This is a genomic window from Paraburkholderia sp. EG286B (assembly GCF_040965655.1).
GTDB lineage: Bacteria > Pseudomonadota > Gammaproteobacteria > Burkholderiales > Burkholderiaceae > Paraburkholderia.
Genome location: NZ_JBFRCF010000001.1, coordinates 184,137 through 196,999, shown reverse-complemented (window position 1 = coordinate 196,999; position 12,863 = coordinate 184,137). Strand labels below are relative to the sequence as shown.

Sequence of the window (12,863 nt, the reverse complement as noted above, 5' to 3'; positions counted from 1 at the left end):
CGGGATCGTGCCGGTGAATTTCCAGTGTAGGCGCGCGCCACGGGCCGCGTACGGCGTTTGACAGGCTTTCCGGCGCGGACGGATACTGGATCGCTCCCCATCGCGCCTCGCGCATTCCACCGGGAATTCACGTGAAGCCGGGCAAGACCGTTACTGTCGCCGACGTCCCGCCGCGCTCGCGCGTCGCGGCGCTGCCCGGCGATCTGGCGGCCGGCGCGGTATCGGCGCTCGTCATGCTGTGCTACGCGATGAGCCTCGGCACGATGATCTTCAGCGCCGATCTCGCCCGCTACGCCATGCTCGGCGTGCCCACTGCGCTCGTCAGCTGTGTCGTCACGGCGCTCGTGATCGCTTTGACGAGTTCGATGCGCCTGAACATCGGCGGCCCCGACAGCAATGCGGCGGCGTTTCTCGCGGGCGTGGCGGCAGGCGTCGCGAGCAGCGTGCGTGCGGACGGCGGTTCGCCGCAAACGCTGCTGCTCACCGTGCTAATCGCCATCGCGCTCTGTTCGCTCGTGACCGGCATCGTGCTCTATGCGATCGGTTCGTCGAAGCGCAGCCGCTCGCTGCAGTTCCTGCCTTACCCGGTCCTCGGCGGGTTCCTCGCCGGCACGGGCTATCTGCTGCTCGCCGGCGCGTTTCGCGTCATGACGGGCGAGCCGCTGCAATGGCACACGCTCGCGGTGTTGACGCATCTTCACTGGCTCGCATGGCTGCCTGCGCTCGTCGTCGGCGTGCTGGCCACGATCCTGATGCGCAGCTGGAAGCACGTTGCCGCGCTGCCGCTCACGCTGGCGTTCGGCATCGTGCTTTTCTACGTACTGCTGCGCGCCGCGGGCCTGTCGATCGACGAAGCGCGTGCCATGGGGCTGCTGCTGCCGCGCGCGGCGCTGCGGCTCACCGGGCTACCCGAGCTGCACCTGCGCGCGCAGCTCGGGCAGGGCGGCATCGACTGGACGGCGATCGCCGCGCACCTTCCGGAGAGCCTCGTGGTCACCTCGGTGTCGGCCGTCACGATCCTGATGAATTCGACGGCGATCGGCGCGGCGACGGGCGAGGAAGTCGATCTCAATCGCGAGATGCGGGCAGCGGGCCTCGCCAATCTCGCGAGCGGGCTGTTGGGCGGCATGGTCGGTTACCAGTCGTTCAACCGCTCGATGCTCAACGCGCGCGTGGGCGCGACGAGCCGGATGGCGGGCGTGTTCGCCTCGCTCGCGTGCCTCGTGGTGCTGGCGGCGTCGCCCGGTTTCGTCGCGCTCTTTCCCGTGCCGGTGCTCGTCGGCCTCCAGCTTTTCATGGGGCTGCGCCTCATCGTGCAGTGGGTGGTCGGCGCCTGGGCGAAGCTCGCCTGGTACGAGTATCTGCTCGTGCCCGTGATTCTCGGCACGATCGCGGCCTGGGGCGTGCTCATCGGCGTGGCCGTGGGCGTGATTGCCGCGTGCGTGATGTTCACGCTGCTCTATGGCCGCGTGAGCTGCATCCGCATGGCGTTCGACATGCGCACCCGCACTTCGAACGTCGAGCGCAACATCGAGGAGACCGAAGCGTTGCGCGGCCTCGGCGCCCAGGTGTGCGGCATGTGCCTGCAAGGGTTTCTCTTTTTCGGCACGGCCAATTCGATCCTCCAGCGCATCCGCGAGCGCCTCGCCGCGCGCGATCCGGTGCGGGTTCGATTCGTCGTACTTGATTTCGCATCGACCCAGGGCATCGACGCGTCGGTATCGATCAGCTTCGTCAAGCTGCGGCAGCTCTGCGCGGCGACGGACGCGGACCTGATCCTGACCGCGCTGCCGCCGCGCTCGCGCGATCTGCTGACGAAAACCGGCACGCTCAATTTGCGGATTCGCGAATTCGACACGCTCGATGCGGGCCTGGAGTGGGTCGAAGACCAACTGCTCGCGTCGAGCGCGCTCGCGCCGAAGCCCGGTGACGACCTTCACGCGCTGCTCGCGCCGCATTTCACGGCCAGCGCGATGAAAACGCTCTCAACGCGACTCGAAGTGCAGGATCTGCGGGCGGGCCAAGCGCTGTTTCATCGTGGGGACCCGGGCAACGCGCTGTACCTCATCGAGCGCGGGCGCGTCGCCGTTTCGCTGCCGCTCGGCAACGGGCGGTCGGTGCGGGTGCGCGCCTGCCTGCCGGGCACGGTCATCGGGGAAATGGCCGTGTACACGCAGCAGCCGCGCAGCGCGGACGTGTTTGCCGAGGCGCCGACGCGGGTGCGCAGGCTGTCGCTGGCGGCGCTCGTTGCGCTCGAGCAGGACGACCCTGCGGCCGCCCAGCAATTTCATCGCTTTCTGGTGAAGGTCATTGCGTCGCGCCTCGCCCTTGCCACGGAGGCCCTGCGCGCGGCCTATTGAGCGGTGGAGGCGTGCCCGCTCAGACTGAATTGTGCGGTGCGTCTTGCAGACCTCGCGCCGTGGCGCGCTCCGTCACGCCTTCATGCGGGTGATCGTCAAGCGAAATCCGCGACGTTTCGGGCAGGGACATCCCGCCAACGAGTGCCAGCAGCGAGACCGCGATCAGGTAGTAAGCGGGCGAGATGCTGTTGCCCGTCGACTCGATCAGCCAGGTGGCGACCAGCGGCGCCGTGCCGCCAAAGATCGTATAGGCCAGGTTGTAGGTGATCGCCGAAGCCGTATAGCGCGTGCGGGTCGGAAAGATTTCGGAGAGCAGTGCCGCCGTGACCACCCCCGACAAGACCGCGCCGAGCGCAAGCATGCAGGCGCCGGCGATCGCGGAACGAAAATCCCCCGAGCCTCCCAGCGCGAAAGCAGGGTAGACCGCGGCGATCAGGATGGCGCATGCCGTGAAGACGGTTTTGCGTCTTCCCACTGCGTCCGAGTAGAGGCCGGCAAGCGGGCAGATGGCCGCGGCGAATACCAGCGCGATGACCGTTACCAGTAACGCGCTGGCCCGGCTCAGATGGCCGACGACCTGCAGATACGTCGCAAAGTAGGTCGTGAAGGTATAGAAGGAGAGCGCAGTCACGGACACGAAGGCACCGAGGCGCACGATCGCGCCTGCCTGGGTCCTGAGCGTTTCGCGCAGCGGGGCGTGCGCCAGCTCGTGATCGTGCTCGACTGCGGCAAACGATGGCGTTTCGCCAAGGCGCGTGCGCAGATACAGTCCGACCAGACCGATAGGCGCCGCGGCGATGAACGGGATTCTCCAGCCCCAACTGCTCATCGCCTCGGGCGACAGCATGGCGTCCAGTCCGGACGCCACCACGGCGGCGCTCGCGAACGACAGGAACGTGGAGACCGGCAGAAAGCTCCCGTATCGCGCGCGCTGGTGCTTCGGCGCATGTTCCATCAGATACGCGCAGGCGCCCGCGTATTCGCCGCCGGCGGAAAAGCCTTGCACGCAGCGCACGATCGCGAGCAGCAGGGGAGCGAGCATGCCGACCGATGCGTAGGTCGGCAGGAAGCCGATGACCGTTGTTGCACCCGCCATGATCAGGATAGTCAGGGCGAGCGTTTTCTTGCGGCCCACCCGGTCTCCCACCACGCCGAAAAAGACGCCGCCGAGCGGCCTGAATGCAAACGCGACGGCGAACACCGCGAAAGTCTTCATCAACGCGATCGCCGGGTCGCCATTCGGGAAGAACTGGCGAGTCAGCAGGGTTGCCAGAAATCCGTAAACGGCAAAATCGAACCATTCGACGAAATTGCCTACCGCAGCGGCAACGATCACCTTGCGAAGCGTCTTTGGGTCTACCTTGGGCTGATACGCTTTCATGATCTGGCCGTCCCTTGTGCGTTGAATAAGGCGTGCGTATCACCCGGAATGGCGAAGCCATGGGAGGCGAGCGGTTTAGCGCTGAAATCGCACGGTAATGATTCGCACAGTTAATGCGACCAGAAATGTCGCACCTAGAACGAAGCCGACATGGTGACGCGCTGGAAGCGACATCGGACTGGTGCTGTCGCAGGAGGGCAAGATAACGTCGTTTTTCGAATGATTTTCCGGCGCCGGGCCAGTCAGATTTGATTCACCAACCGGTCTCGCAATTGTCGCCGCAGCACTTTTCCAACCGGCGTTTTCGGCAGATCGCTCACGAAGACCACCTGCCTCGGCACCTTATAGGCGGTGAGGCTCGTGCGCGCGAACTCGATCACGTCCGACTCGGTCAGCCCTGCTTCCTTTTTCACCACGAAGGCGACCGGCGTTTCGCCAGACTGCGAATCGACCACGCCGACGACCGCGACCTCCAGAATGCCGGGATGCCGGAAGAGCACGCCTTCCACCTCGTTTGGATAGACGTTGAAGCCGGAGACCAGAATCATGTCCCGCTTGCGGTCGACAATTTTGATGACGCCGCGCTCGTCCATGATCCCGATATCGCCGGTCGCGAAGAATCCATCGGTGCCGATCGCATGCGCCGTTTCCTCGGGCCGGTTGAAGTAGCCTTGCATGACGACGGGCCCCGCAACGAAGTTTTCGCCCGGCATGCCGGCGCGCACGGCCGCGCCGTTTTCGTCGCGGATTTCAATGCGCACGGAAGGCAGCGGCACGCCGATCGTGCCTTCGAAGGCAGTCTGCGTGACGGGATTGGCCGTCACCGCGCCGGCGGCTTCCGAAAGCCCATAGGCCTCCACCACCGGCGTGCCGGTGAGTTTCTGCCAGCGTTCCGCAACGGCCGGCTGGGTCGCGGTACCGCCTCCGAACGTGCTGCGCAGCGCGGAGAAGTCGAGCGCGCCAAAGGCCTCGTTGTTCATCAGCGCGGTAAACAGCGTGTTGAGGCCGCCAAACACGGTTGGCCGGTGCGTGGCGAAGTCCTTCACGAGGGAGGGAATATCGCGTGGGTTCATCACCAGCACGCAGCGGGTGCCCAGATGAAACGAGACGAGGCACTGGCACACGAGGGCCGCCACGTGGTACAGGGGCAGCGCGACGAGCGTGATCTCGCCGCTCGTCCGGAACACGGGCTTGACCCACGCGGCGAATATCAGCACGTCCGCGACGACGTTGCCATGGGTTAACACGGCCCCTTTGGGGTCGCCGGTCGTGCCGCCGGTGTATTGCAAAAATGCCCTTGTCTCGCGGTTCAGCGCCGTCCTCGTGAAGTCCGCCGCCGGGCGCGCGGTCATCGCGGTCCGGAAGGCGATCGCACCGGCAATCGTCCAGTCCGGGACGAGCTTTTTCTTCTTTCGTACGATGTAGTCGACAAGGATGGATTTCGGGAAGCTTTGCATCTCCGCCACGCGCGCGACGATCACGTGCTCGATGGCGACATGGGCGAGTGCCCGCTCGAGGGTGGCGGCGGAGACCTCCATCACCACGATCGCCCGCGCACCGGAATCCTTGATCAGATTCGCCAGTTCCGGCGCGGTGTAGAGCGGGTTGACGTTGACCACGGTGAGCCCGGCCCGCAGCGCGGCAAACATCGCGATGGGCTGTTGCAGGGAGTTCGGCAACATCAGCGCGATGCGCTCGCCGGGTTTCAGCTGCAGGTCTTTCTGGAAATAGGCGGCGAGGCGCGCCGAGTACTCGTCCAGCTCGCGATAGCTGAGATTCACGCCGAACTGATGAAAGGCGATCCGGTCGCCGAAGCGCGCGACGGCCTGTTCCAGCAGGGCGGACATCGAGGGGTAGTCGTCGAGGGCGACGTCCGCCGCGACGCCAGCGGGATATTGCGAAAGCCAGGGCAAGTTTGACATTTCGTCCTCCGCGGGGCGACTGCTTAGGCGTTCGCTGCTTCTAATTTTGGACTCCTAGCGTATTCTCGCTACGGCTTCCCAAGTGTGCTGTAGCGCACGTACGCGCACGATCGGATACGCATTCCTGCACGGCGGGATATGGCTATTCGACGGGAGCCGGCTGAACGTTGATTTCCAGCGGTTCGCCAGGCATTTGCGACGCGGGCGCGGCGTCTTCTTCCGGCGTCGGCTGGGCGGTCTGAACGGCGGGCGGCGGGACGCCCTTGCCCACAACGGGCGCCTCGGAAACGGGCGCAGGCGCTCTGGGCTGCGTGCTATGGGCGGCGGTCATGCCCGTGCCGACGTTCGAGCCCGTGCTGTTCGCGCTTTTGAGGAGACCGTGCGAGTCGAACAGGAACACGGCCGCCGACGAGTGTGTGTCGGAGCCGGCGACCAGCGAACCGATGAACGGGATATAGCTTTCCGGGTGCGGACGCGATGTCACGTAGGTGTAGACGAGCAGCGTCGAGCCGTCGTCGAGCGCGGTCTCGACCGACGCCGGGCCGAGCGCCACGATCACGTCCTGCAGCGTCGTGACGCCGTGCCTGAAGTTTGCCATCTGTTCGGGCCTGACTTCGACGCCGGCCGTCACGCAGCCGGCGAGTAGTGCGCCGCACAGCAGCCCAGTGACCACTTCGCGCTTCATGTCGCCTCGCCCCCTGACAGGAATTCTAGGACGAACTCGCGTGGCCGGCTGACGTAAAGAGCGCCTGCCTTTCGTCGCCGTACGACTCCAGGAGGTCGTCGTCGTGACCGGTGAACTGATCGAGGCCTGCACGTCGATACCGTACGGTGCGTCGACATGGATACGCCCGCCGATTACCTGAGCGCCATTGCGCGGGTGGAGGGCCGCACGGCACGCGTCGATCCTTGATATCCCGGCTCACGCGCAAAACGACCGATGTGGTTGAAGCATTGCGGCGCTGCATTCACAATGAGCGCCGGGCGCTTTCCCATCGCGTGAGACGAGGTCGACTCCATGATGAACGGGCTGCAAGAGAAGTTCGCGTACGTCAACGGCATCCGCATGCACTACGTCGAAAAAGGCACGGGTCCGCTCGTGCTGCTCTGCCACGGCTGGCCGGAGTCGTGGTACGTGTGGCGCTGGCAGATCGACGCGCTGGCGGCCGCGGGCTATCGCGCGGTTGCGCCGGACCAGCGCGGATACGGGTTCACCGATGCCCCGGAAGCCGTCGAGGCTTACGATATCCTGAACCTGGTCGGCGACCTGGTCGGCCTCGTCAAGGCGCTCGGCGAAGAGCGGGCGATCCTGATCGGCCATGACTGGGGGGCCGCCGTCGCCGCTTACGCCGCGCTGTTGCGCCCCGACCTGTTTCCCGTTCTCGGCCTGCTGAGCGTGCCTTACATGCCTCGGCGTCCGGTGCGTCCATCGGTGCGCCTTGCGCAGATCACGCAGGAGTGTCACTTCTATCAGGACTATTTTCAGTTGCCGGGACGCGTCGAGCGTGAACTGGACGACGATGTCCGCCGCTCGATGCTTGGCATTCTCTACACGGCGTCGGGCGACCCGGTGGTGAAAGGGCAGCCGGCCAATTTCGCGATCTTTCCCAAATCGACTCGATTCGTGGACAACCTCACGATACCCGACGAGCTTCCGCCGTGGTTGACCGAAACGGACCTGCAATATTTCGTCGCTCAGTTCGAGCGGAGCGGGTTTCGCGGGCCCATCAACTGGTATCGGAATATTGACCGGAACTGGGCGCTGACCAGCTTCCTCGACGGCGCCCGGATCATGCAGCCGACGCTCTTTCTCGCGGGAGAACTGGATGGCGTCGTGAAAATGGCCGCGAAGGATTACGACGCGCTCGAGAGCAACGTGCCCAACCTCTGGAAGAAGCAGCTGATTGCGAAGGCGGGGCACTGGGTGCAGCAAGAGCGTCCGGACGAGGTGAACGCGTTCATCCTGAACTTCCTCGCCGGATCGGCTCACGCGCTGGCCGGCGGCGCAGCCGAAAGCCAGCCGTAAGCACCGGCTGGCGAGTTCCGGTAAGGCGAGGCGGAACAGCCTTGCGCGTCAGTGTGTGGCAACGCTGACGGCGACGATTTCGTATCCGGGGTCGGCGTGCACGGACGCCGCCTTTTCGGCTTCCTCGTAGGAGACGAAGGACTTGGCTCCGCCAATCTCCGGCGCCATGCCGATATCGCCGTCCTCTGCGCAGCAGAGGTACTGCTCGCCAGTCTTCACCACGTAGACAGTCGTCATGATTCCCTCCATGGTTCGCGGGGGAACTTCCAGTCTAGCAGGTCGAAACCGTGCCCGAAGCCGGGTCGATTGCCTCTACGCTATCGGCTGGAACCTTCGATTCTATTCGCTTCACGACGGACGGCAACCCTTCCGTTGTTTCGATCCCAACACCGGCCTTCGTCTCCGGCAGATTTGTTCCGGATGTGCAACGATAGGCGTGCAACTCGCAGCTGTCTGACGAGCTGGACAATCCAACGGGGAGGGTAGATGAGAGAGAACGCCGAGACGCTATTCGTCGCTTCCGAAGACATTGCAACCGCGTTGAACCTGCTGGAGAGCATCGAGGTCGAGGTCGGCTTCGACAGCGACGATCCGGAGAGTATCGAGCAGGCGATTCTCGCCGTCGAGGAGGCGATCGATACTCGCCTGAAGGGCCATCGCGGCGACGCACGGGTCGAATCCGCGATCCTTCGCGTCAAGTTCGACTTCCGCTGCGCGATCATCGAACAGGCCGCGTCCGACGATGCCGATGCCGACACCATCGGCAGCGTCCAAACCCTGCATTGAAACTTTCGGGGAATCCGGCGCCAGCTTGATTCCAACGGATGAATGGCACCGCGCTCGGCGCGCCGCCATTCATCCGGCAACGGACTTTACACGTTGTTACCCGCGCGCAGCGGACGTCCGGGCGGGCTTTGCTTATACTGCCGCGCAATCGCCACTCCTCCTCATGCTTGTCGTGCCCGCAGCGGCGGCAACGCGAACCCACCGTGACGTTCATGCTCTCTATCAAGTCCGCCCTCACCGCCGCGCTTGTCGCGGCAGCCAGTCTGTCGTTGTCCGCATGCGTTGCCCCAGGCTACTCGCCGAACGGCGCGCAGCAAGGCTACCAGGGCCAATATGCGGCGCCTGCGTATAGCCAGCCCGCTTACGCACAACCGGGCACCGTGCAGCAGCCCGCCTATGCGCCTCCGCCCGCGCCGCAACAGCCGTATGACACGCAAGGCAACGGTCAGCACGGTGCGCAGTACAACTCGCAATACGGCAATCAATATGGCGCGCAGTACGGCACGATCTCGAGCATCCGGCCGTTGAGCAACGCCACCGGTGCTTCGGGCATTGCCGGAACCGTGGTCGGCGCGCTGGTTGGCGGCGTGCTCGGCAACCAGGTCGGCGGCGGCCACGGCCGCGACGCCGCGACCGTCATCGGCGCGCTCGGCGGAGCCTATGCCGGCAACCGGATCGGCCAGCAGATGGGCCAGCCCGCAGGATTCCAGATCGACGTGCAGCTGAGCGACGGCTCGACACGCGCGTTCAACGTGCCGACGCCCGGCGACCTGCGCCCAGGCGACCGCGTGCAGGTCAACGGCAGCCAGTTGGCGCGCTACTGATTTCGCCGGCTGTCGGTGGCGCTGCCTTGCACATGTGTCACTGGGCCCTTGATGCGGTTTGCCAGTCGATCGGACAGGTGACGCCCGCGCGCTGCGCGGGCTCTACGCGCACTACTGCGCAGTCTGCTGACGCTGATATTCGTTGTGCTTCATTTGCATGTAATCGGCGCGGCTGACCTCGTGCAGTTGCCGCGGATACTGCTCGGTCGCGTCGAACCACTCGGCGAGGCGTTTGTCGAGGCGGGCATTGGGCGGGCTGGAAAGCGCATCGAGATACGCTTCGATGGCGAGGTAATAGCGCATGGTGTTGCGTTCGACCAGACCGCGCACGCCGCCGATGTATCGCGTCTCGTTCGTCGACGGATCGCGGGTCGTGGAAAAGCCGACTTTGTCGCTGCCTATCGTCGCCAGATAGGCTTTCATGGCAAGCCGCCCCGCCGTGCCGTAACCGTAGGCGTAAGTCAGATGAATAAAGGTGCGATCGTTACCCACGGAGATGGCCTCCAGCACGATCCGGTAGTCTTTCGTGCTCAGCGGACCGGTGGCGGCGGTAAGCTCCACGCGAAAATAGTCAGGGCTACTCACCGCCTGCTGCCAGGCGAATTGCACGCGGTAGGATGAGGACAGCGATTCCTCGGTTTTCTTGCCGATATTCACGGCGAGCACCGTACCGTTCGCGCCGGTCGAGGCATGGCAGTACTTGATGTTCAAGTGCAGGATCAGCACGTCGCACCAGTTCGCGGGCCCTTCAGTCGGGTGGTTGAGCGTGTCGTTGACCGTCGCGAAAGGGAAGTTGACCACGCCGTAAATATCGCCTTTGAGTGCCGATGGCAACTCCTGCGATTCGAGGTACAGCGGGCGCTGGAACTGGTTTTGCGCGAGTTGCTGCGTGAGACTCTGGTACTTTTCGCGCAGGCTCGTCGCCCTGGCGTCCGCTTGCGCGAATGCGCCCTGGCCCAGCAAACAGAGCGCCGCGGTCATCACGGCCATCCACCACTGGCGCGTGCGCCGGAGGCCTGATGCGAATTGGGCAAGCGTACTCATGGCCTTCCTCCCGTGTTGACTCCGTGTGCACTGCATCGATCCGACTACCCATTTGGGTGGTGTGCGCCGCCTGTCCTTCTGTCATTGTGAACCCACGAATGGTGAACCCACATTGGCAGGAGACTTGAAATGGAAACGACATCCTCGAGCGCAAATCCTTTAGTGGTTTTCTCGGACGGTCTGGCCGACATTGTCGCGCGAGTCGGGCAGAGCGTCGTGGCAATTCACGGCCGGCATCGCATGCCGTCGAGTGGGGTAATCTGGCGCCATGGCGTCGTCGTGACGGCTGCCCACACGATCCGGCGCGAGGAGGGGATCAAGATCACCCTGACCGACGGTCGTACGGTCGCCGCGATCCTCGCAGGCCTCGATCCGGGCACCGACCTCGCCGTGCTGAAGCTGGACGGCGTGGACCTCGACCCAGTCGAGTCCGGCGATGCGGGCTCACTGAAGCCGGGTCATCTGGCGCTCGCGATCGCGCGTACCGACGAACTCGGCGTCAGCGCCGATTTTGGCGTGATCGGCGGCACGGGCGGTGCCTGGCGCACGTGGCGAGGCGGCCAGCTCGACGCGTTCGTGCGGCTCGACGGCGGTCTGCGCCCGGGATTCTCGGGCGCGGCGCTCGCCGACATGCGCGGCCAGGTCGTGGGCATCTGCACGTCGGGGCTGATGCGCGGCGCCGGCATGGTGATTCCCGCGACGACGGTGGAGCGCGTCGCCGACGAACTGCTGGCCAAGGGGCGCGTCTCGCGCGGCTATCTTGGCGTCGGCACACAGCAGGTCAGCCTGCCGAACGCATGGGTGGACAAAATGAACCTGTCGTTCAATAGCGGATTGCTGATCAGTTCGCTTGCGCCGGGCGGTCCCGCGGAACAGGCCGGTGTGCTCATCGGCGATGTGCTGATCGAACTGGCCGGCCAACCTTGCCGCGACATGGGCGACCTGCACGCCGCGCTGGGCTCGACGGGCATCGGGCAGCCGTTGCCCGTCACGTTGATCCGGGGCGGCGAGCGCCACGCGTGCACGGTCACCGTGGGCGAACGGCCCCAACGACACGCATGCAGGTGAAGTCCGGGACGTGGCGAAATGGCGGATGGAACGATGGAAGACATGGGGCCGGTGCGGGTCGCGGTCATTGCGGCGTCATCGCAGCTGCGCGCGAGCCTGCAGACGATCGTCGAGTCGGACCCGGCACTCGCGTTCCTCGGTAGCGCCGCCGACGCTGAAACGCTCGCCGCTTACCTCGCCGGTTCGGTGCCGGATGTCGTCGTAGCCGACATCGAGCCTCAGGCGAGCGACGCGCTCAAGACGCTGTTCGACCCAGGCCACGCACCGGCGGCGCTGGTCCTGTTGCTCGACGACCCGGATAGCGACGCATTCCTCGACGAACTGCCCGCCTATGCGACGGCGATCCTGTCGCGCGACGTGACGCCCGCCGAAATCGTCGCGGCCATCGAAGCCGCTGCCGCTGGCCTGTGCGTGCTGTCGCCCGATATCCTCGCAAGGCTGCTGGCCGGACGAAAACCGTTGCGCCAGCCGGCATCCGGCGGACCGTTCGAGGCCTTGTCGCTACGGGAGATCGAAGTGCTGGCGATGCTCGCCGACGGGCTCGGCAACAAGGAGATCGCCCGGCAACTCGACATCTCGGACAACACGGTGAAATCCCACCTCTCGTCCATCTTCGGCAAACTCGGCGCGACCAATCGAACCGAAGCGGTGATGCTTGGTATGCGGCACGGATACATCATGGTGTAAGCAGGCCACGACCGCCCCGCGATAAAGGCGGCACGGACAGCGCTCAAGAAACCTTCAGGCTTGCCGATAACACACGGATAAGGCGTTATTCGGCAGCGGCGCAGCCCCTGACTTACGGCGAGAAAGATTCCATGCAGATTCAACCCATTACCGCGACGACGACTGCGACGACTGCCTACGGCGGCGGCACGCAGGCTTCGACGGGCGGCGCGGGCAACGGCGCTTCTTCGGGCGCGGCATCGTCGAATTCAAACGGCGACAGCACGACGAGTTCGTCGACGAGCGCGTCGAGCAGCGGCACCACCTCGGCTTCGACTTCGACTTCGACTTCGACGCAAAGCACTTCGGCCTCTTCGAAAGCGGGCGGTGGTGGCGGCGCGGCATCCTCCAGCAGTTCGTCATCGAGCGAAGTCGAGGAATTGAACGCGCTCATCGCGTCGCTTCAGGCCCAGCTCGCGCAGGTGTCGTCGCAGACCTCCAGCGCCGCGGCGCAAGGCTCGAACTCGGGCGAGATCAGCCAGATCAAGGCGCAGATCCAGAATGCGCAGAGCGCGTTGAGCTCGGCGTCGCAATCGGACACGAGCCAGGTCAGCCAGATCGCGTCGCAACTGGCGAGCGTGCAGACTTCGCTGGCGCAGTTGATGGTCGCGAGCGGCAAGACCACGGGGCTGGTTTCCACGACGGCGTGAGCGGAGCGGGGCGGGGCCGATTCGATCGGCCTGTCGATGATCGAGCGCAACGGCGGCTGCGCTTGCTACTATCGTC

13 protein-coding genes are annotated in these 12,863 nt (G+C 65.0%); 7 read left to right on the top strand and 6 right to left on the bottom strand.

What is annotated here, in order from left to right:
* The first annotated feature begins 131 nt into the window (after positions 1–131).
* Positions 132–2,360 carry a SulP family inorganic anion transporter gene (locus tag AB4Y42_RS00880; RefSeq protein ID WP_368688332.1) on the top strand — a complete coding sequence of 743 codons (2,229 nt, stop codon included), beginning with the start codon at positions 132–134 and terminating at the stop codon, positions 2,358–2,360.
* Positions 2,361–2,379: 19 nt separating this feature from the next.
* Here AB4Y42_RS00880 and AB4Y42_RS00875 read toward each other — a convergent pair whose 3' ends face one another.
* From AB4Y42_RS00875 to AB4Y42_RS00865, 3 genes are all read right to left on the bottom strand, one after another.
* The gene (locus tag AB4Y42_RS00875) at positions 2,380–3,741 is read right to left on the bottom strand and encodes an MFS transporter (RefSeq protein WP_368688333.1); all 1,362 of its coding nucleotides are present in this window, start codon (positions 3,739–3,741) and stop codon (positions 2,380–2,382) included.
* Between the two features lie 242 nt (positions 3,742–3,983).
* Positions 3,984–5,663 carry an AMP-binding protein gene (locus AB4Y42_RS00870; RefSeq protein WP_368693104.1) on the bottom strand — a complete coding sequence of 560 codons (1,680 nt, stop codon included), beginning with the start codon at positions 5,661–5,663 and terminating at the stop codon, positions 3,984–3,986.
* 142 nt (positions 5,664–5,805) lie between these two features.
* Entirely contained in the window at positions 5,806–6,348 is a 543-nt protein-coding gene (locus AB4Y42_RS00865) for a hypothetical protein (RefSeq protein WP_368688335.1), read from the bottom strand.
* Between the two features lie 333 nt (positions 6,349–6,681).
* Here AB4Y42_RS00865 and AB4Y42_RS00860 point away from each other — a divergent pair, with 333 nt between their 5' ends.
* Positions 6,682–7,689 (top strand): alpha/beta fold hydrolase, encoded by a 1,008-nt coding sequence (locus AB4Y42_RS00860; RefSeq protein WP_368688336.1) that lies wholly within the window; start codon positions 6,682–6,684, stop codon positions 7,687–7,689.
* 48 nt (positions 7,690–7,737) lie between these two features.
* On the opposite strand, the gene AB4Y42_RS00855 is transcribed toward AB4Y42_RS00860, so the two are convergent.
* Entirely contained in the window at positions 7,738–7,926 is a 189-nt protein-coding gene (locus AB4Y42_RS00855; protein WP_110386691.1) for a hypothetical protein, read from the bottom strand.
* A gap of 249 nt (positions 7,927–8,175) precedes the next feature.
* Between AB4Y42_RS00855 and AB4Y42_RS00850 the strand changes: the two genes are divergently transcribed.
* Positions 8,176–8,475 carry a hypothetical protein gene (locus AB4Y42_RS00850; RefSeq protein WP_368693103.1) on the top strand — a complete coding sequence of 100 codons (300 nt, stop codon included), beginning with the start codon at positions 8,176–8,178 and terminating at the stop codon, positions 8,473–8,475.
* A 203-nt stretch (positions 8,476–8,678) separates the two neighbouring features.
* On the top strand, positions 8,679–9,299 hold the full coding sequence (locus AB4Y42_RS00845; protein WP_368688338.1) for a glycine zipper 2TM domain-containing protein: 621 nt from the start codon (positions 8,679–8,681) through the stop codon (positions 9,297–9,299).
* 111 nt (positions 9,300–9,410) lie between these two features.
* Here the strand turns inward: AB4Y42_RS00845 and AB4Y42_RS00840 are convergent, their stop codons facing one another.
* Positions 9,411–10,343 carry a hypothetical protein gene (locus tag AB4Y42_RS00840; RefSeq protein WP_368693102.1) on the bottom strand — a complete coding sequence of 311 codons (933 nt, stop codon included), beginning with the start codon at positions 10,341–10,343 and terminating at the stop codon, positions 9,411–9,413.
* Between the two features lie 162 nt (positions 10,344–10,505).
* On the opposite strand from AB4Y42_RS00840, the gene AB4Y42_RS00835 reads away from it, so the two are divergent.
* Positions 10,506–11,411 carry a S1C family serine protease gene (locus AB4Y42_RS00835; RefSeq protein ID WP_368693392.1) on the top strand — a complete coding sequence of 302 codons (906 nt, stop codon included), beginning with the start codon at positions 10,506–10,508 and terminating at the stop codon, positions 11,409–11,411.
* An 18-nt stretch (positions 11,412–11,429) separates the two neighbouring features.
* Positions 11,430–12,098, top strand: coding sequence for a LuxR C-terminal-related transcriptional regulator (locus AB4Y42_RS00830; protein WP_368693101.1), 669 nt, complete (start codon positions 11,430–11,432; stop codon positions 12,096–12,098).
* Positions 12,099–12,273: 175 nt separating this feature from the next.
* On the opposite strand, the gene AB4Y42_RS00825 is transcribed toward AB4Y42_RS00830, so the two are convergent.
* Positions 12,274–12,531, bottom strand: a complete 258-nt coding sequence (locus AB4Y42_RS00825) for a hypothetical protein (protein ID WP_368693100.1) — start codon at positions 12,529–12,531, stop codon at positions 12,274–12,276.
* On the opposite strand from AB4Y42_RS00825, the gene AB4Y42_RS00820 reads away from it, so the two are divergent.
* A complete protein-coding gene (locus tag AB4Y42_RS00820; protein ID WP_324159220.1) occupies positions 12,518–12,787 on the top strand; it encodes a hypothetical protein in 270 nt (89 codons plus the stop codon). The two genes, AB4Y42_RS00825 and AB4Y42_RS00820, sit on opposite strands and share 14 nt — an antisense overlap.
* The last annotated feature ends 76 nt before the right edge of the window (positions 12,788–12,863 follow it).

What these genes read in the sequence shown, in the direction of transcription:
- AB4Y42_RS00875 (WP_368688333.1), bottom strand. Translation starts at nt 3,741, where the DNA reads ATGAAAGCGTATCAGCCCAAGGTAGACCCAAAGACGCTTCGCAAGGTG.
- AB4Y42_RS00870 (WP_368693104.1), bottom strand. Translation starts at nt 5,663, where the DNA reads ATGTCAAACTTGCCCTGGCTTTCGCAATATCCCGCTGGCGTCGCGGCG.
- AB4Y42_RS00865 (WP_368688335.1), bottom strand. Translation starts at nt 6,348, where the DNA reads ATGAAGCGCGAAGTGGTCACTGGGCTGCTGTGCGGCGCACTACTCGCC.
- AB4Y42_RS00860 (WP_368688336.1), top strand. Translation starts at nt 6,682, where the DNA reads ATGATGAACGGGCTGCAAGAGAAGTTCGCGTACGTCAACGGCATCCGC.
- AB4Y42_RS00855 (WP_110386691.1), bottom strand. Translation starts at nt 7,926, where the DNA reads ATGACGACTGTCTACGTGGTGAAGACTGGCGAGCAGTACCTCTGCTGC.
- AB4Y42_RS00850 (WP_368693103.1), top strand. Translation starts at nt 8,176, where the DNA reads ATGAGAGAGAACGCCGAGACGCTATTCGTCGCTTCCGAAGACATTGCA.
- AB4Y42_RS00840 (WP_368693102.1), bottom strand. Translation starts at nt 10,343, where the DNA reads ATGAGTACGCTTGCCCAATTCGCATCAGGCCTCCGGCGCACGCGCCAG.
- AB4Y42_RS00830 (WP_368693101.1), top strand. Translation starts at nt 11,430, where the DNA reads ATGGCGGATGGAACGATGGAAGACATGGGGCCGGTGCGGGTCGCGGTC.
- AB4Y42_RS00825 (WP_368693100.1), bottom strand. Translation starts at nt 12,531, where the DNA reads ATGAGCGCGTTCAATTCCTCGACTTCGCTCGATGACGAACTGCTGGAG.